The sequence below is a fragment of the Nonomuraea composti genome (assembly GCF_012034275.1).
Lineage (GTDB): Bacteria > Actinomycetota > Actinomycetes > Streptosporangiales > Streptosporangiaceae > Nonomuraea > Nonomuraea composti.
On the sequence record NZ_JAATEP010000006.1, the window covers coordinates 175,741 to 192,471 of the forward strand.

At 71.1% G+C, this 16,731-nt stretch carries 15 protein-coding genes and 1 pseudogene; 7 read left to right on the top strand and 9 right to left on the bottom strand.

The genetic code is table 11. The features are described from left to right. Positions 1-7: 7 nt before the first annotated feature. Together HCN51_RS11235 and HCN51_RS11240 are read left to right on the top strand one after the other, a co-directional pair. On the top strand, positions 8-673 hold the full coding sequence (locus HCN51_RS11235; RefSeq protein WP_080041847.1) for a response regulator transcription factor: 666 nt from the start codon (positions 8-10) through the stop codon (positions 671-673). Further along, positions 670-1,818: an ATP-binding protein gene (locus HCN51_RS11240; protein ID WP_168009392.1), complete on the top strand. Its 1,149-nt coding sequence runs from the start codon at positions 670-672 to the stop codon at positions 1,816-1,818. Before HCN51_RS11235 ends, HCN51_RS11240 begins: the two co-directional genes overlap by 4 nt. Here HCN51_RS11240 and HCN51_RS11245 read toward each other — a convergent pair. Next, on the bottom strand, positions 1,772-3,136 hold the full coding sequence (locus HCN51_RS11245; protein ID WP_168009394.1) for a cytochrome b: 1,365 nt from the start codon (positions 3,134-3,136) through the stop codon (positions 1,772-1,774). The two genes, HCN51_RS11240 and HCN51_RS11245, sit on opposite strands and share 47 nt — an antisense overlap. Before the next feature lie 229 nt (positions 3,137-3,365). Between HCN51_RS11245 and ppdK the strand changes: the two genes are divergently transcribed. Beyond that, entirely contained in the window at positions 3,366-6,002 is a 2,637-nt protein-coding gene (gene ppdK / locus HCN51_RS11250) for a pyruvate, phosphate dikinase (protein ID WP_168009396.1), read from the top strand. Positions 6,003-6,382: 380 nt separating this feature from the next. Here ppdK and HCN51_RS11255 read toward each other — a convergent pair. Both HCN51_RS11255 and HCN51_RS11260 read right to left on the bottom strand, forming a co-directional pair. Further along, a pseudogene (locus HCN51_RS11255) lies at positions 6,383-6,628 on the bottom strand (VOC family protein); the annotation flags it as partial. Between the two features lie 357 nt (positions 6,629-6,985). After that, complete coding sequence (locus HCN51_RS11260) at positions 6,986-7,762, bottom strand: alpha/beta fold hydrolase (protein WP_168009398.1); 777 nt, start codon at positions 7,760-7,762, stop codon at positions 6,986-6,988. A 58-nt stretch (positions 7,763-7,820) separates the two neighbouring features. Here HCN51_RS11260 and HCN51_RS11265 point away from each other — a divergent pair, with 58 nt between their 5' ends. Together HCN51_RS11265 and atpE are read left to right on the top strand one after the other, a co-directional pair. Then, positions 7,821-8,282, top strand: coding sequence for a MarR family transcriptional regulator (locus tag HCN51_RS11265; protein ID WP_168009400.1), 462 nt, complete (start codon positions 7,821-7,823; stop codon positions 8,280-8,282). Between the two features lie 303 nt (positions 8,283-8,585). Then, a complete protein-coding gene (atpE, locus tag HCN51_RS11270; protein WP_080041838.1) occupies positions 8,586-8,819 on the top strand; it encodes an ATP synthase F0 subunit C in 234 nt (77 codons plus the stop codon). Here the strand turns inward: atpE and HCN51_RS11275 are convergent. Together HCN51_RS11275 and HCN51_RS11280 are read right to left on the bottom strand one after the other, a co-directional pair. Further along, positions 8,809-9,354, bottom strand: coding sequence for a GNAT family N-acetyltransferase (locus HCN51_RS11275; protein ID WP_168009404.1), 546 nt, complete (start codon positions 9,352-9,354; stop codon positions 8,809-8,811). The genes atpE and HCN51_RS11275 overlap by 11 nt on opposite strands. A gap of 85 nt (positions 9,355-9,439) precedes the next feature. Next, positions 9,440-9,934: a winged helix-turn-helix transcriptional regulator gene (locus tag HCN51_RS11280; protein ID WP_168009406.1), complete on the bottom strand. Its 495-nt coding sequence runs from the start codon at positions 9,932-9,934 to the stop codon at positions 9,440-9,442. A 93-nt stretch (positions 9,935-10,027) separates the two neighbouring features. On the opposite strand from HCN51_RS11280, the gene HCN51_RS11285 reads away from it, so the two are divergent. Further along, positions 10,028-10,522, top strand: a complete 495-nt coding sequence (locus HCN51_RS11285) for a tautomerase family protein (RefSeq protein WP_168009408.1) — start codon at positions 10,028-10,030, stop codon at positions 10,520-10,522. Between the two features lie 86 nt (positions 10,523-10,608). On the opposite strand, the gene HCN51_RS11290 is transcribed toward HCN51_RS11285, so the two are convergent. The 3 genes from HCN51_RS11290 to HCN51_RS11300 form a co-directional block, all read right to left on the bottom strand. Next, entirely contained in the window at positions 10,609-12,351 is a 1,743-nt protein-coding gene (locus HCN51_RS11290) for a DUF4832 domain-containing protein (RefSeq protein ID WP_168009410.1), read from the bottom strand. 473 nt (positions 12,352-12,824) lie between these two features. Then, positions 12,825-13,532 (bottom strand): methyltransferase domain-containing protein, encoded by a 708-nt coding sequence (locus HCN51_RS11295; protein ID WP_206066847.1) that lies wholly within the window; start codon positions 13,530-13,532, stop codon positions 12,825-12,827. A gap of 218 nt (positions 13,533-13,750) precedes the next feature. Then, on the bottom strand, positions 13,751-14,230 hold the full coding sequence (locus HCN51_RS11300; RefSeq protein WP_168009412.1) for a DUF6194 family protein: 480 nt from the start codon (positions 14,228-14,230) through the stop codon (positions 13,751-13,753). Between the two features lie 128 nt (positions 14,231-14,358). On the opposite strand from HCN51_RS11300, the gene HCN51_RS11305 reads away from it, so the two are divergent. Further along, positions 14,359-15,090, top strand: coding sequence for a phosphotransferase (locus HCN51_RS11305; RefSeq protein ID WP_168009414.1), 732 nt, complete (start codon positions 14,359-14,361; stop codon positions 15,088-15,090). Positions 15,091-15,189: 99 nt separating this feature from the next. On the opposite strand, the gene HCN51_RS11310 is transcribed toward HCN51_RS11305, so the two are convergent. Next, on the bottom strand, positions 15,190-16,689 hold the full coding sequence (locus tag HCN51_RS11310) for a M48 family metallopeptidase (protein ID WP_168009416.1): 1,500 nt from the start codon (positions 16,687-16,689) through the stop codon (positions 15,190-15,192). Positions 16,690-16,731 lie beyond the last annotated feature (42 nt).

Sequence of the window (16,731 nt, forward strand, 5' to 3'; positions counted from 1 at the left end):
CCAGGACATGCGACTGCTGGTGGTTGAGGACGAGGAGGACCTGGTCGACGCGCTGCGCGTCGGCCTCGTCCGGGCGGGCTACGCGGTGGACGTCGCCTACGACGCTCCTTCCGCGCACGAGAAGCTCCAGGTCAACACCTACGATCTGGTGCTGCTCGACCTGAACCTGCCGGGCGGCGACGGCTTCCAGCTCTGCCGGACGGTCCGCGCGGCCGGCAAGGGCGTGCGCATCATCATGGTGACGGCCCGTGACCGGCTGGACGACCGGGTGCGCGGCCTCGACGAGGGCGCCGACGACTACCTCGTCAAGCCGTTCGCCTTCCCCGAGCTGCTGGCGCGGGTGCGGGCGCTGCTGCGCAGGGACACCGGCGGTGGCACGTCCGTGCTGGAGGTGGGCGGCCTGCGCATCGACACCGCGCGGCTGGAGGTGTCGCTGGACGGCAGGTCGCTGGCGCTCACCCCCAAGGAGTACGGCGTGCTGCACTACCTGATGACCCGCCCCGGCCACGTCGTGTCGACCGAGGAGCTGCTGGAGCACGTCTGGGACGAGCACGCGGACCCGTTCACCAGCACCGTCCGCGTCACGGTCGGCAACCTGCGCCGCAAGCTGCAGGAGGACGGCCTCATCGAGACCGTGATCAGCCGCGGCTACCGGCTGAAGGAACCGACGTGATCCACACGATCCGCTTCCGGCTCACGGTCCTGTACTCGGGGCTGCTGTTCGTGCTGGCCGCGCTCGTGCTCGGCGGCATCTACTTCGCCGTGTCCAAGACGACCGAGCAGCGCCCGATCACCACCGAGTACGCCAAGACCTACAGCGGCGACCAGTACCTCGGCAAACGCGAGGTGGTGTTCGTGGAGGAGGTCGAGAACGCGGTCAACGTGCGCACGATGGCGACGCTGCGCGACTTCTCGCTGCTCACCCTGGCCTGCCTGTACGTGGCGAGCCTCGGCATCGGCTGGGTGCTGGCGGGCCGGGTGCTGCGGCCGGTGCGCTCGATCACCCGTACGACGGAGGAGATCCAGGCGACCGACCTGAAGCGGCGCATCAGGCTGCGCGGCCCGCGCGACGAGCTGAAGGACCTCGCCGACACCATCGACACGATGCTCGACCGGCTGGAGGAGGCGTTCAGCGCGCAGCGGCAGCTCATCGACGACGCCTCGCACGAGCTGCGCAGCCCGCTGACCATCATCAGGGCGAACGTGGACGCCGTGCTGGCCGCCCCCGACGCCAGCGAGGAGGAGCGGGCGCGGGCGGTGGCCATCGTGGACCGGGCCACCACCCGCATGACCAGGCTGGTGGAGGACCTGCTGGCCAGCGCGCGGCGGCAGGGCACCGCGTTCGCCGACGCCGACCTCGACCTGGCCCGCGTGGTGGGGGAGGCGTGCGACGAGTACGCCACCCCGGCCGCCGCCCGCGACCTGACCATCGAGCGCACGCTGGGCGCGGGCCTTGCGATGACGGGCGACGCCGACGCGCTGCGCCGCGCCGTGTCCAACCTGCTGTCCAACGCCGTACGCCTCTCGCCGCCGGGCGGCCGGATCGAGGTCGGGGCGGGCAGGAGCGACGGCATGCTGTGGGTGAGCGTCCGCGACGACGGCCCGGGGCTGCGCGAGGCGGACCAGTCACGGGTGTTCGACCGCTTCTGGCGCGGCGAGGCCAGCCGCCGGGACCGGCACACGGGCCTGGGGCTGGCGATCGTCCGGCAGATCGTGGAGTCGCACGGGGGGCGCGTGGAGGTGAGCTCGCGGCTCGGGCAGGGGGCGACGTTCACGCTGTGGCTGCCGCCGAGCGCCTCCGGCAGATCGCCCGCGTGAGGAGGAAGGCCACGACGGGCAGCACGAACACGGCCACCCGCAACCCGCCGACGACCAGCGCGTACGTGTCGGGCGGCACGGTGAGCAGCGCCGGCGGCGCGGGCGGCGGAGCCGGCAGCCCGGGCGCGGAGTGCATCGCGGGCGGCGCCACCGACGCCCACGTGCCCGCCCAGAGCGTGGTGAAGAACGTGATCACCGCCATGCCGAGCGCCGTGCGCACCGGGGCCTGCGACGGCCGGTCGAGCAGGTGGTGCACGTCGCGGTCGCCGCTGTAGCGGCGCTCGATGAACGGGTACAGGAACAGCACGCCGAAGAAGGCGAGCAGGATCAGCGGGGGGATCCACAACCCGGGCTGCAGCACGTACCCGCCGATGGGGATCTCCCACGCGGGCACCAGCCGCTGCGCCCCGTCGAGCACTCCGAAGTACCAGAACGGCTGCGCCGACGGCGGCGGCGCGCCCGGCCGGTACGCCCCGTGCTCCCACACCGGGTTGACCCGCACGAACGTGGCCAGCAACGCGAGGAACCCGATCGTGAACAGCGCCGTGGCGCCGTTCTTGACCGCGAAGTAGGGGAAGAACGGCCCGCCGCTCACCTGGTGCTCGCCGGCGGCCGTGGCGCGGCGTTCGGTGTGCTTCTGACGCCAGGTGAGGATGAGGGCGTGCAGCGGCACCACCGCCAGCAGGATGCCGGGGATCAGCAGCACGTGCAGGGCGAACAGGCGCGGGATGACCTGGCCGGGGAACCCGCCGTCGAACACGAACGCCGACAGGTACGTGCCCACCAGCGGCACCGACAGCAGCACCCCCTGCGCCTGCCGCAGCCCCGCCAGCGCGAGCTGGTCGCCGGGCAGCGAGACCCCCAGGAACGACTCGAACAGCACCAGCCCGAACAGCAGCACGCCCAGCATCCACGTCAGCTCACGCGGCCGCCGGAACGCGCCGGTGAAGAAGACCCGGCACAGATGGGCCACGATCGCCAGCACGAACACGGTCGCCGACCAGTGGTGCAGATGCCGCACCAGCAGCCCGCCGCGCACCTGGAGGCTGAGCTCGACGGCCGACTCGTAGGCCACGTCGGGGTTCGGCTTGTAGAACAGCGTCAGGAACGTGCCGGTGAGCACCAGCATGACGAACGCGTACAGGGCCAGCTCGCCCAGCAGGAACGACCAGTGGCTGGGGAACAGCTTGCGGAGCTGGGGCCGCAACCAGCGACCGAACGGCAGCCGGTCGTCGAGGTAGATCGCCGAATCGACGGCGGCCCTGGCGGAGCCGACGATGATTCTGGGCCGCCGCTTGGGCTTGGTAGGAGTGGCCATGGGGGCCTCCTGGTGGGGGTGTGATCCGATTCTGCACCTCCCGCCCGCCTTTCTCAAGAATTGGTGTAAACCAATTGGTCTAATCCAATTTTCGGGTAGGTGGTCGTATAATTGGATTAGACCTGTCATAGGGTCTTGACCAGCATAAATGTTGACTTGGGAGAGGAGTGCAGTTTCATCATCAATTTCACCGGTAGAGTCCGGGGCAGAGGCGTTGATTGGAGCAGTGGTGGCCAAGTACGTTTACGACTTCACCGAGGGCAACAGGAATCTCAAGGATCTTCTCGGCGGTAAGGGTGCGAACCTCGCCGAAATGACCAATCTCGGGCTGCCCGTTCCGCATGGATTCACGATCACCACCGAGGCGTGCCGCCACTACCTGGCGGAAGGCTCCGTACCGAGCGGGCTCGACCAGGAGGTCGCCGAGCACCTTGAGGCCCTCGAAGCGAAGATGGGCAGGAAGCTCGGGCAGGCCGACGACCCGCTCCTCGTGAGCGTGCGCTCCGGGGCGAAGTTCTCCATGCCGGGCATGATGGAGACGGTCCTCAACATCGGGCTCAACGACGAGTCGGTGCACGGCCTGGCCAAACAGTCGGGCGGCAACGACCGCTTCGCGTGGGACTCCTACCGCAGGCTCATCCAGATGTTCGGCAAGACCGTGCTCGGCATCGACGGCGACCTGTTCGAGCGCGCGCTCGACGACCTCAAGGGCCGCCGCCACGACACCGACCTCGACTCGGGCGAGCTGCAGCAGCTCGTGGAGACGTACAAGGGCATCGTGCGCGACCAGACCGGCAAGGACTTCCCCGCCGACCCGCGCGAGCAGATGCGCCTGGCCGTCATGGCCGTCTTCGACTCGTGGAACGCCCCGCGCGCCATCCTCTACCGCCGCCAGGAGCGCATCCCCGCCGACCTCGGCACCGCCGTCAACATCATGGCCATGGTCTTCGGCAACTACGGCAACGACTCCGGCACCGGCGTCGCCTTCACCCGCGACCCCGGCTCGGGCCAGCAGGGCATCTACGGCGACTACCTCCAGAACGCCCAGGGCGAGGACGTCGTCGCCGGCATCCGCAACACCATCCCCCTGCAAGACCTCGAACACCTCGACAAGCCCTCCTACGACCAGCTCGTCGACATCATGGAGACCCTGGAGAACCACTACAGGGACCTGTGCGACATCGAGTTCACCATCGAGCGCGGCAAGCTGTGGATGCTGCAGACCCGCGTCGGCAAGCGCACCGCCGCGGCCGCCTTCTGCATCGCCACCCAGCTCGTCGACCAGGGCCTCATCACCATGGACGAGGCCGTCACCCGCGTCACCGGCGACCAGCTCGCCCAGCTCATGTTCCCCCGCTTCGACGGCGGCGCCGACAAGAAGAAGATCGCCAAGGGCATGAACGCCTCGCCGGGCGCCGCCGTCGGCAAGGCAGTCTTCTCCTCCGAGCGCGCCGTCGAGCTGGCCGACCAGGGTGAGGACGTCATCCTCGTCCGCCGCGAGACCAACCCCGACGACCTCGCCGGCATGATCGCCGCCAGGGGCATCCTGACCAGCCGCGGCGGCAAGACCTCACACGCCGCCGTGGTCGCGCGCGGCATGGGCAAGACGTGCGTGTGCGGCGCCGAGGACCTCGACGTCCAGACCGGCGAACGCCGCTTCACCGCCCCCGGCGGCGTCGTCGTCTCCGAGGGCGACGTCATCTCCATCGACGGCACCAGCGGCGAGGTCTACCTCGGCGAGGTCCCGGTCGTCGACTCGGCCGTGGTCGAGTACTTCGAAGGCGCCACCGAGCCGCAGGACGACCTCGTCAAGGCGGTCGACCGCATCATGCGGCACGCCGACGACAAGCGCCGGCTCGGCGTGCGGGCCAACGCCGACACCCCCGAGGACGCCGCCCGCGCCCGCCGCTTCGGCGCGCAGGGCATCGGGCTGTGCCGCACCGAGCACATGTTCCTGGGCGAGCGCCGCCAGCTCGTCGAGGACCTCGTGCTGGCCTCGTCCGACGAGGAACGCCAGGCCGCCCTGGACGCCCTGGAACCCCTCCAGAAGTCCGACTTCATCGGCATATTCCAGGCCATGCAGGGCGCCCCCGTCACCATCCGCCTCATCGACCCGCCCCTGCACGAGTTCCTGCCCGACATCGTCGACCTGTCCGTCAAGGTCGCCACCGGCGCAGCCACCGACAAGGACCGCAAGCTCCTGACCGCCGTCAAACGCCTGCACGAGCAGAACCCCATGCTCGGCCTGCGCGGCGTCCGCCTCGGCCTCATCATCCCCGGCCTGTTCGCCATGCAGGTCCGCGCCATCGCCCAGGCCGCCGCCGAGGTGCCCGGCGCCCGCCCGGAGATCATGATCCCGCTCGTCGCCGCCGTCCAGGAGCTGGAGTCCGTACGCGAGGAAGCCGTCAAGATCCTCGCGGACGCCGGCGTCGACGCCCTCATCGGCACCATGATCGAAGTCCCCCGAGCGGCCCTCACCGCCGCCCAGATCGCCGAAGCCGCCGAGTTCTTCTCCTTCGGCACCAACGACCTCACCCAGATGGCGTGGGGCTTCTCCCGCGACGACGTCGAAGCCGCCTTCTTCTCCCGCTACCTCGACCTTGGCATCTTCGGCGTCTCCCCCTTCGAGACCCTCGACCGGGAAGGCGTCGGCCGCCTCATCGAAATCGCCGTCCGAGAAGGCCGCCAAGCCCGCCCGGACCTGCACCTGGGAATCTGCGGCGAACACGGCGGCGACCCCGACTCGGTCCACTTCTGCCACGACGTGGGCCTCGACTACGTCTCCTGCAGCCCGTTCCGCATCCCGGTCGCGAGACTGGAGGCAGGCCGAGCCGCCCTGACCGAAACCGACTCCGACACCCGCTGACCGCACCCACCCCAATCCCGTTCACCGGGTGGGCCGTTGGGAGCCCACCCCGACCCAAAGGGCCTCGCCTCCGGCTCGGGCTGTGCCTATCGGGGATCGCGGCTTCGCCACGATCCCCGGGCGAGGGGGCTTCCCAGCCCCCTCGCGCACCCCCGGCCGCAGACCATGGAATCCACCCTCATCCCGAGCCCTCGGCCGCAACCAGCACCCAAGCCCCTTCGGTCGAAGCCGGCACCCCGGCCCGGCACGACCCGGCAAACGCCCCGTTGCGCCAAGCCAGCAAAAGGGCTGCCCAGGCCCGGGAGGAAGCCTCGCTTGGTGGACGCCTGGCCGGATATGGGAGAGCAGGCACGGTCGCCGATCACCATGCGTGAACGCGGCCGCTCCACCTCCTCCTCCCGCGAGCTCTCCGGCCGCAGGCGCAGGTGGAGCCGATTCTTGCCGGTCTTGGGTTCCGGCACCTGGTTGAAGTACAGCACCGGCCCGTCGGACAGCATGACCTGCGTCTCCTCGTCCCCGGGCCGGTCCTCGGGGTGCATCGGGCACCCGGTCACCTGGCTCCAGAACCGGGCGAGCTCATAAGCGTTCGCGCAGTCGATCGCCACGTTCTGCACCACAGACACCATGCGTCCGATCATGCACGGAGAAGCAGCCGCCTGACGACGCCCAAGCCGATCATCCGGCCGAGCTGTGGCAGGCGGCCGGATCTCACCTGTCGGCCGGCTCGTACACCAGCTCAAGAACCCCGGACGGGAAGGCCGTGCTCTTCACCAGGCGCAGCCGCCGCGTGACGGATCCTCGCCGCCGGGAAGGTGAAGGTCAGAGAGTGCGAGGACGGTCTCGGCGGACGAAGGCCGACCGGGCACCCAGCCGCCGAGCCGCGTGCAGGGCGGCGAGCACGGCGGCGCTCGCCAGGCCCAGCCGTCGGTGCGCCGGATCCTGCTGACCGCGGACGATCATTCCGGTCTCGAACGGCGACAGGGTCAGAGGCTGTCCAGGAACTCCTCCAGGACCTTGTTGTAGTCGTCGGGCCGCTCCACGTTCGGATACGCGGCGGCTCCCTCGATCGTGACGGACCGCCCGCCGGCCACGGCGCGTACGAGCTGCTCGGCCGAAGCGATGTGGTCGGGTGAGGACTCGGCCCCGTGCACGGCCAGCACCGGCACGCCGATCGAGGCGATGCGTTCCGCGGCGCCGGGCACCGGCACGAGGAGGTCGGGCTCGCCGAGGGCGTGCTTGGACATCGTGCTCCTGGCCATCCGCATCATCCGGCTCACCAGCAGGGGGTCGAGGTCGTCCAGCGTGCGGCGCGGGCCGGGCAGGAGCCTCGCGTACGCCTCCACCGCCGCGTCCAGGTCGCCGGCGGCCATCGCGGCGTGCCAGCCGCCCATGACCTCGATGAGCCACGGGTCCTCGAAGTGTGGCGCGCTGCTGCCCGCCCCGCTGACGACCAGCGCGCTGACGAGCTCGGGGTGTTCCAGCGCGGTGTCCACGGCGGTGCCCGCCCCCATGGAGACGCCCACCAGGACGGCGGGGCCTGTGCCGAGGTGGCGCAGCAGGGCGGCGAGGTCGTCGGTGAGCCGGTAGGGCTCGGTGCCGTTGGCGGAGCGGCCGTGGCCGCGCGCGTCGGGGGCGATCACGCGGTGGCGCGCGGCGAAGAACCGGATCTGGTCCTCCCACATGCCGTGGTCCAGGAAGCCGCCGTGCAGCAGGACGAGGGGCCGGCCGGTGCCGCGATCGATCCAGAACAGATCTTTCATGACAACCAAGGTGTCATATCGAACCCAAGGATGACAACCGAGGTGTCATCATGGAGGGGTGAGAGAGCCAGATCCGCGGCCGGTGACCGACCGGCTCGCTGAGGTGTTCGACCTGGTGGGGCCGCTGTATCGGCGGGCCCAGCGCAAGGTGGAGCAGGACGCCCCCATCGAAGGGCTGTCGGTCGGCGTGCGAGCCGTGCTCAACCTGCTGCGCGAGCACGGCCCCATGACCGTCCCGCAGATGGGGCGCGCCCAGGCGTTGAGCCGGCAGTTCGTGCAGCGCATGACGAACGACGCGGCCGGGCTCGGGCTGGTCACCTTCGAGCCCAACCCGGCGCACAAGCGGTCCTCGCTCATCCGGTTGACGGCGGAGGGGGAGCGGGCCATCGGCGCCGTGCTCGACCGCGAGCGGGCGGTGCTCCGCCAGATCGGCGGCGACCTGACGGAGGCCGACATCGACGCCTGCCTGCGCGTCCTGTCGCGCCTGCTCCACCTTCTCGACGACGTCGACGTGGATTAGAACCACGAAACGTGTCGTGCGGACAGCGAAAAGGAGGCCGAACATGGGTGTCGCAGAGCGGATAAAGAGGCGGGGGCACCGGCCGCGCGTCCCTCGTGCCAAAATGGCGCGTTTCCAGAAAGCGCCGGCATCCGGAGGAAGCGGATGTCAATCAAATAATGCACCATCTGTCCATTAGCGAGATCGACAAGTGATGGTGCTGATTTTCGGCCGATCGGATATTACGCGGCCCCTGGTCAATGTGGCGGAATGGTCGTGACGGCGACACCCGCCACATCACCAGGCACTCGGAAGGGGAACCACGTGACCGTTCTCGCTGAGGTATCCGGCAACGTCACCGCCATCGGCTACGGCCTCGCCGCCATCGGCCCGGGCGTCGGTGTCGGCATCATCTTCGGCCAGGGAGTTCAGGCCATCGCCCGCCAGCCGGAAGCGTACCCCCTGATCCGGCAGAACATTCTCCTCGGTTTCGTCCTCACCGAGGCGCTCGCCCTCATCGGCCTGGTCGCGCCATTCCTTTTCCGGGTCATGCAGTAGCGGCGGGCTCGTCATTCCAGTCGGGCGGCGTCACCGTCCCCGACTCCCAATCGCGGCGCAGAATCGCGTACCCCGCCGTGTCGTGCACCGTGCCGTCCGGGGCGGGCCATGCCTCCCGGTAATGCGACTCCTTGACATACCCGCACTTACGAAAGACGGCGCGCATCGTGTGGTTGTCCTGCCGCGTATTGCCCTCGATGCGCCTGATCCCGGGGAATTCCGTGAACAGGTACGACGTGAGCCACTTGACGGCCGCCGTGCCGAGACCGCGCCCGCGCCACGCCTTCCTGATCCGCAGGTCGAACATGGGGGTGCCGTCGGTGAGGTCCTGCAGCCGTACCAGCCCGGCCCGCTCCCCGTCCGCGAGCAGCCAGAACGTGCGGCTGTCGGCGTCGTCGTAGAGCCCCTCGGCGGCCCGCTGCCGGATCGCCGGCGCCTCCTGGACACTCGCGTGGAAGGGCCAGTCCTCGCCGGTCAGGAACTCGACCAGCGCTTCGGTCTGGTCGGGGGAGAAACGTGAGAATTCAAGGTGCACGGGACCGATCGTCCCGAGGGGCCATGCACACGGTCAAAGGGTTTAACCGCCCGGTCCGGCCTTGCCGCGAGGGGCTTGCCGGTGATCAGGGGCCGTCCAGGAAGCGGGCGCCCGGGCCGGGGGCGCGGTGGACCGCGCTGGACGGCAGATGGGTGTGCCCGCCGGCGCATTCGAGCGTGACCCGGACCGGCTCCCCGCAGGCTTCCTCGTCATCATCGGCGGGCCGGTGCCGGACCACGACCGACGGCCCCTCCGGCCCGGCGAGATACTTGTCGCCCCACTCCAGCAGCGCGATCAGCGTGGGGCGCAGGTCGAGGCCCTGCTCGGTGAGGTGGTACTCGTAGCGCTGCCGGTCGCCGGGCTCCTGGTACGGGACGCGCCGCAGCACCCCCGCCGCCACCAGCGTGTCGAGCCGGGTGGACAGGAGGTTGCTCGCGATGCCCAGACGGGCACGGAACTCCCCGAAGCGCCGCGCGCCGTCCAGCGCCTCGCGCACGATCAGCAGTGACCAGCGCTCGCCCACGACCGCGAGGGCGCGGGCCACCGAACAGTTCACCGGGTCGATCCGCTGCGTCCGCACGGCTCGATCGTACCCACCTGGGTTGACATTTTCCGCTCAGCCTCCGTACGTTCGTCGCGCTGAGTTTAAGAACTAAATCCAGGAGGACGGGCCATGCCCATGCTCGACGTCCACATCCCAGAAGGCGCGCTCTCGCAAGAGGCCGAGGCGGCGCTCATGAACCGCGTCACCGAGATCCTGATCCGCCACGAGGGGTTCGACCCCGCCGACCCGGTGACCAGGTCCGTCTCCTGGGCGTTCCTGCACCGGCCGGCCGCCGTCTACGTCGGCGGGGCGCCCGCGAGCGCGCCCCGCTACAAGGTCGTCCCGTCCGTGCCCGAAGGGCAACTGGACGCGGAGGCGCGCGCGGGCGTCGTCGCCGAGATCACCGAGGCGATCCTGGACGCCGAGAACGGCGCCTGGCCGCGCGACCCCGGCAGGGTATGGGTGTTCCCGACCGAGATCCCCGAGGGCCACTGGGGCGGGAACGGGCAGATCCGGCCGCTGGCCTCGATCCTGGCCCGGCTCACCGGGGACGAGGGCCGGGCCGGCGCGCTCGCGGCCGAACGCATCGCGGCCAGCCGGGCCGAGCACGCCCGGCACCCCTGAGCACCCGGCGCTCCTGAGCACGCCTGGCGCTCTCAAGGGCGCCGGGTCCAGCGCGTCGGCGGCCTCCCCGGCCCCTCCCGATGGGCTCAGCTGATGGTGACGGTGTGGCGCAGGTCGTTGAGGCCGGTCGCCGGCTCCCAGACGCCCTCGTTGGCGAGCCTGATCGAGTACTCCGGCCGCGCGGACAGCAGCGGGTCGGGCAGGCCGAGCAGCAGCGCGTAACGGCCGGCGGGCAGGGACGCGGGCACCGTCACGCTCTGGCTGATCGTGCTGGTGGCCCCGGCCGCCCACCTGCGCGGGTCGGCGGTGAGCGGGAGGCGGTGCAGCGCCCCGGTCGAGGTGTTGCGCAGCACCAGCTCCAGGCCGCGCGGGTTGAACGGGGCCGCGTACCCGTCGTTCCTGAGGGTGATGGTGACGGGCAGCGCGCCGCCGCGCGTGGCCGTGCCCGGGTACGTGCCGCTCTGCAGGGCGAAGCGGTAGCCGAGGCTGCGGGTGATCTCGGCGAGGCAGCCGCCGGTGCTCCAGCTGCCCAGCACGCCGGTGTGGTAGTCGGTGTTCAGGTACGACCAGTGGAAGCGCGACAGCTCGTCCTTGGCCGTCGGGCAGTCCGAACGCGGCGGGTTCGGGTTACAGGTCTCCCCGCCCATGGCCACGTACGCGGTCTCCGCCTCCAGGTAGGGGTACTCGACGGCCGCGTTCTCGTACGTGCCGTAGTCGTCCGGGCTGGCCAGGAAGCAGTCGTTGTGGTGCCCGAGCCGCGCCACGGCCGAGCCGCCGTACGCCTGGCCGGAGCCGACCGGCGTCGTCGCGTACAGCGTGCGCTTGAACTTGGGGGTGCGCAGCTGCACCATCCGGGACGAGGGCAGGACGCTGAGCAGCTTGTCCACCACGGCCTTGCGGTTGGCCCAGTCGGTGGCGGTGACCGTGCCGGCGTTGCCGAAGTTCTGGGTGTAGTACCACTCGCCCCACGCGCCGATGAAGCCGGCCTGCATGAGGTAGATGACGTCCTTGTTCGCGTTCAGGTAGGGCTTGAGCTGGTCGAGGTGGGCCAGCACGCGGTCCTTCGCGGCGTCGGCGCCGTCGGTGGAGGTGGTGTAGGCGAAGCGCAGGATCATCTTCAGGCCCGCCGCGCGGACGGTGTCGAGCTGCTGCTGCAACTGGTCGAGCGCCGCCTGGCTGATGGGGGAGGTCCTGAACTCGGCGAGGTAGAACACGCACATCACGAGCGAGATGTTCTGGCCGGTGCGGTAGCTCTGGAGGGTGGCGAGGGAGAAGTCGTTCTTGTCGCAGTCGCCGGTGTGGTGGTAGAGGCCGCGCTCGGGGTTGGGGAAGTCGGCGGTCGTGGGGCTGTAGGTGACCGTGCCGCCGCCGCCGTCCCCGCCGCCGGAGTAGACGTGGGTGAGCTTGGCGGACGTCTCCAGCGGGGACTCGATCTGGAAGACGAGGTCGGCGTCGTTCGGGGTGGCGCTCTCGCCGATGGACGCCCGCGAGACCGTCCATCTGGCCGTGCCGCCCGCGGCCGAGAACGTCACCGGGCCCACCAGCGTCCAGCTCCAGCCGCCGCCGTTGTGGCGGTAGAGGGAGGCGTTCTCGAGTAAGAAGTCGGCGCCCGCGCCGCCCTGGGCGAAGCCGGTCGCCGGGTTCCGGTCGGTGTCGAGGTAGGCGCGGGCGTAGGCGGGGCTGCCGGTGTAGGTGAACTGGTACGTCACGGTGGTGGCCGTGTTCGTGGCCGAGGGGGCGGTGATGGCGGCCAGGGCCGCGGACGGCGCGACCAGGATCGACGCGCCGAGGAAGGAGAGGAGGGTGAGGTAGCGTGCGAGCTTGCGCATGAGGCTCCTTGGCAAGGCCGGCGAGGAGTGTCGGACTTGCGACTAATCATGGAGTCCATGTGAATTAAGTCAAGAGGTTGCGTGAGACTGCCGTGCCGACGATGATTGTCCCAATCCATAATTATGGAGTCCACAGTAATCGGACACCTCCGTCGGAGCGCAGCCAGTTCTCGGCGGAGACGAACGCGTGAGGGCCGCAGGCTCGGGCCGGCGTCACCCAGGCAGGCGCACCCCCGCACCCCGCGCCGCCACCGCCCGCGCCGCCCTTGCCAGGCGGCCCGCGCCCGGCCCGCATGCGTCGCGACCGCCCGCGCCCAAGTGGTGCGCGCCCAGCTCGCTCCACCCGCGCCGCGCCCGCCTGCGTTGCCCAGTGCACCGGCCACGGCCTGGCTCGGGGTGCCGTCGGACGGCACCGCGAACTTCTCGCCGCTCAGCCGCCGCGCCGGCCCCCTTCCGGTGAAGGAGCGGTTCCTTCACCTCAGGTGGCCGTCCATGTGGGCCGCCGGCAGAACCAGGCGCACGGCCTCGCCGTTGCCGCCGACGATGACCGCTTCGGGGGCCGCCTGTGCGGTCCACGACCCGGGCGCGGTGTGGGGCGCGAGCACGCGGTCGTACGGGCCGCGCTCGGGGCAGCCGAGCGTGCTGTCGCCGGTGATGAGATGCGGGCGGACGCCGGCGGCGACCAGGTTCCTGCATGCCACCTCCGCCACCTCCGGGTTGTCCTCGACGGACGTCACCCGCCCCGACTCGCCGGCCAGGCGGCACAGCAGCGCGGTGATCCACCCGGTGCCGGTGCCGATCTCCAGCACGCGGTGCCCAGGGCGCAGGTCGAGGAGTTCGAGCAGGTCGACGACGGAGCTGGGGGAGGGCGTGACGCAGGTGTAGGAGGCGGCGGCGCCGGTGCCAAGGGGGGTGGCGATGGGCCGGTCGGAGTAGACGGCGTCCCACCAGGCGGGCGGGTCGATGTCGCGGTCGATCGGGACGGCGCCGCCGTCGTCGTCGAGCACCAGCCCCAGGGAGGGGACGAACCAGTGCCGTGGCACCTTCCGCAGCGCCTGCTCGATGGCGCCGGTGGCGGGCGGGCGCCGGGCGGCGATGCCCGCGATCATCGCCTCCACGCGCCAGGCCAGATGGGGGAGCATTGTCGAGCCTCGCTGGGGTCCGCCGTCGTGCCTGCTCACAGCGCCTCCTTCGGCTGGGCGAATGCTAAGGGTGACCGTACGATCACGGGTCGCAGTGTGGCAAGGCCGTTCAGAAAACCCGGTCGGTTTGACCCGGTTCGACCTTGCTTCGCGGGGGCCGGGCTTGTCTGCACCGCTGCGTACGACTCATCCTTGTATCTCCGCCGATGGCCGCTCGGACGGACACCCGCGACCAGCCGTCGGATGGGCGCTCGCGATCAGCCGCCCGACGGCGGGCGGTGCCGCTGGGCCGCGCGGGCGTGCGCCTCGGTGAGGATCTCCCGCGTGCGCTCCTCGTCCTCGGGGTTGAGGATCGAGATCCACGACTGGGCGGCGTACAGCGGATGCGGGATGACCCGGCCGAGCACCGTGTAGTCGGTGCCGGCGTGGTGCTCGGCGTGCGCGGCGGGCGAATGGCCGACCAGCCGCTCGAACGCGACCCGCCCGACCGCCACATTCAGCCGGAACACCCCCGGCCGGCCGAGGTCGGAGGCGGTGTCGAACCCCTCGTAGTCCTTGGTGACGATCGTCGCGTACGGCAGGCGGCCGTCGCTCGGGGGCCGGTCGAGGCCCTCGGGCGCGTAGTAGAAGAACGTGTCCCCCCACGCCATCTCCGGCGCCCCGATCTCCGGCCCGGCGGTGAACGCGACCGTCCCCGGCAGGCCGCTGACGAACTTGATGATGTCGTCCTCTGTCACAGTGAGGCTCCTTCCACTCGTTCCCTTCAATCGTCTCACTGCACCGCCCAGTGAGACTTTCGCGGAGACGACCCTCGTACCGGCGGGAAAAGCTTCAAAGCGCGTGATGGTCGGGCAAGCTTGGTCGCATGTCAGAGACCCCTCTCCCCGGCGGTTTCGTGAACGCCGTCGTCCGTGCCGGAGACACCGTCCGCCGCGTGCCGGGCCCCCGCGCCACGTACGTGCACGAGCTGCTGCGCCTGTTCGAGCGGCGCGGCTGGGCGGGCGCGCCGCGCTTCCTCGGCCTCGACGAGCGGGGCCGCGAGATCCTGAGCTACGTGGACGGGCACGTGGCGTGGGAGGAGCGGCAGCCGGACGGCGTCACCTCCGACGACAGCCTGGCGCGGGTGGCCGGGCTGGTGCGCGAGTTCCACGACCTGACCGAGGGCAGCGCGCTCGCGGGCGGCGGCGAGGTCGTCTGCCACAACGATCTGTCGCCGAAGAACACCGTCTACCGCGACGGCGGGACCGGGCTGCGGCCCGTGGCGTTCATCGACTGGGACATCGCGGCGCCCGGCCGGCGCGTCCACGACGTGGGGCACGTCTGCTGGCAGTACGCGGGGCTGGCGCCGGGCGCGGAGCCGGCCGAGGCGGCGCGGCGGGTGCGGGTGATCTGCGACGGCTACGGGCTCGCGGATCGCGGCGAGGTGGTGGAGAGCGTCCTGTGGTGGCAGGACCGGTGCCGGCGCGGCATCGAGGCGGACGCGGACGCGGGCCTGCCGCACGCGGTCAGGCTGCGCGCCGCCGGGGTGGTGGAGCAGGTGCGCGCCGCCCACGCCTGGGTCGCCGCGCACCGCACAGCCCTGGAACGCGCCCTCTGACGATCGCTCGCGCCCCGACCCAGCGCGGGCCCCGACCCGGCGCGGCCTCGGATCGAGCGTGGGCGTCAACGCAGCGCGGGCGTCAACCCAGCGCGGGCGTCAACCCAGGGCAGCCGGGCTGGGCTGCTCCAGGGGTACGTAGTCGTGGCGCATGCCGTGATCGCCCAGCCACTGCCGCAGCCCCGCCACCGCCGCCGGGTTGGCCGCGACCTGGGCCGCGTACTCCGCCAGGGCGACCTCCTCCCCGTCGTCGAACAGCAGCCGCGCCGGCCCCGACCACGACAGCGTCCACCTGGCCTGGCCGAGCTCGATCAGCACGGCCTCCAGCGCCTGCCCCAGCACCCCGGCCAGCAGCGTGGGGGAGGGGTTCCAGCCCTGCTCCAGGAGCTTGGCCTCCAGCTCGGCCTGCCGCCCCCGGGCGATGGCCTCGAAGGCCGCGTCCAGGTACGGCCGGGCGGCCCCCATCACCTGCTGCCCGGCCACGGCGAGGTCGCGCACGGCTTCGGCGTTGCGGCCGGCGTACATGCCGTGCGAGATCAGCTCCTCCCACGACACCGGCCGCAGGGTCGCCAGCGCCTCGGGGCTCCACATCGACTGCTCGACCGCCTGCACGGCCACGTTCGGGTCGACGAGCAGGGTGAGGGCCGAGCGCGGATCGGGGACGTGCTGCGGCTCCGGCAGGTGCTCGATGGCGGCCAGGCGGTCGGCCAGGCTCGGGTGGGAGTCGTAGGGGGAGACCTCCTCGGGCTCCTCGCCCAGCTTGGCCAGCTCCGCCTGGCGGTCGGGGTCGCTCATGAGGGCGTGGAAGCCGCCGAAGACGGCGGCGGGGCGGGCGCCGCCGGCGCCGGTCAGCGACAGGTAGTTGCTGACGTAGAGGTCCCAGCCGGCGGCGGTGGTGTGGATCTTGCGCAGGGCGCCGGCCATGGCCTGCCGGCCGCCGATGGCCACGGCGAGCTGGTCGGCCTCCAGCTCCTGGCGGCGCGAGACGGCCTGCGAGACGCGCAGGTAGAGCTTGGCGTACCAGGTGAACAGGCGCTGGATGAACGGATGGTTGTGCAGGCCCTGGACGGTGGCGATGAGCGAGACCCGGCCCCGGTAGACGGGCGCGCCGAGGCGGGTGTGCGCGCCGCTGTAGTGGCCGAGCTCGTGCCCGAGCACGGCGCGCATCTCGTCCACGGTGAGCGTCTGCAGCAGCGGCAGCCCGATGAACATGCGCCGCCGCGTCGCCCGCAGGCCGAGGAAGCGGGTGTCCTCGGACACGGCCGCGTTCACCTCGGCGACGAGGCGGATCTCGTCGGGCGGCGCGGTGCGTACGCGCTGGGCGAGTTCCTCGACCGTCTGCCACAGGACCGGCTCGTGCTCGCGCCCGACGGGCACGCCGGGCTGCTCGCCGCCGCGGCGGCGGCTGACCATGAGGAGCGCGCGGACGAGCGCGCCGGCCGCGAGCGTGAGCACGATGGCGATCTTGATGGTGCTGGCGTGGAAGTCGACGAGGAGCAGGACGTCGAAGAAGACCGCGGCCGCCAGGAAGAGGCCGACCAGCACGTAGAAGCCGGCGAGCAGGGTGAAGGCCAGCACTGCTCGGAACGCTGTCGTCATGGGGGAGGGCTCCCGGGGAAGGGTTTCTCGCGAGGCTTGACA

Coding starts and splice junctions, on each gene's coding strand:
- HCN51_RS11245 (WP_168009394.1), bottom strand. CDS start 3,136: ATGGCCACTCCTACCAAGCCCAAGCGGCGGCCCAGAATCATCGTCGGC.
- HCN51_RS11290 (WP_168009410.1), bottom strand. CDS start 12,351: ATGCGCAAGCTCGCACGCTACCTCACCCTCCTCTCCTTCCTCGGCGCG.
- HCN51_RS11310 (WP_168009416.1), bottom strand. CDS start 16,689: ATGACGACAGCGTTCCGAGCAGTGCTGGCCTTCACCCTGCTCGCCGGC.
- HCN51_RS11260 (WP_168009398.1), bottom strand. CDS start 7,762: ATGAAAGATCTGTTCTGGATCGATCGCGGCACCGGCCGGCCCCTCGTC.
- HCN51_RS11305 (WP_168009414.1), top strand. CDS start 14,359: ATGTCAGAGACCCCTCTCCCCGGCGGTTTCGTGAACGCCGTCGTCCGT.
- HCN51_RS11235 (WP_080041847.1), top strand. CDS start 8: ATGCGACTGCTGGTGGTTGAGGACGAGGAGGACCTGGTCGACGCGCTG.
- HCN51_RS11285 (WP_168009408.1), top strand. CDS start 10,028: ATGCCCATGCTCGACGTCCACATCCCAGAAGGCGCGCTCTCGCAAGAG.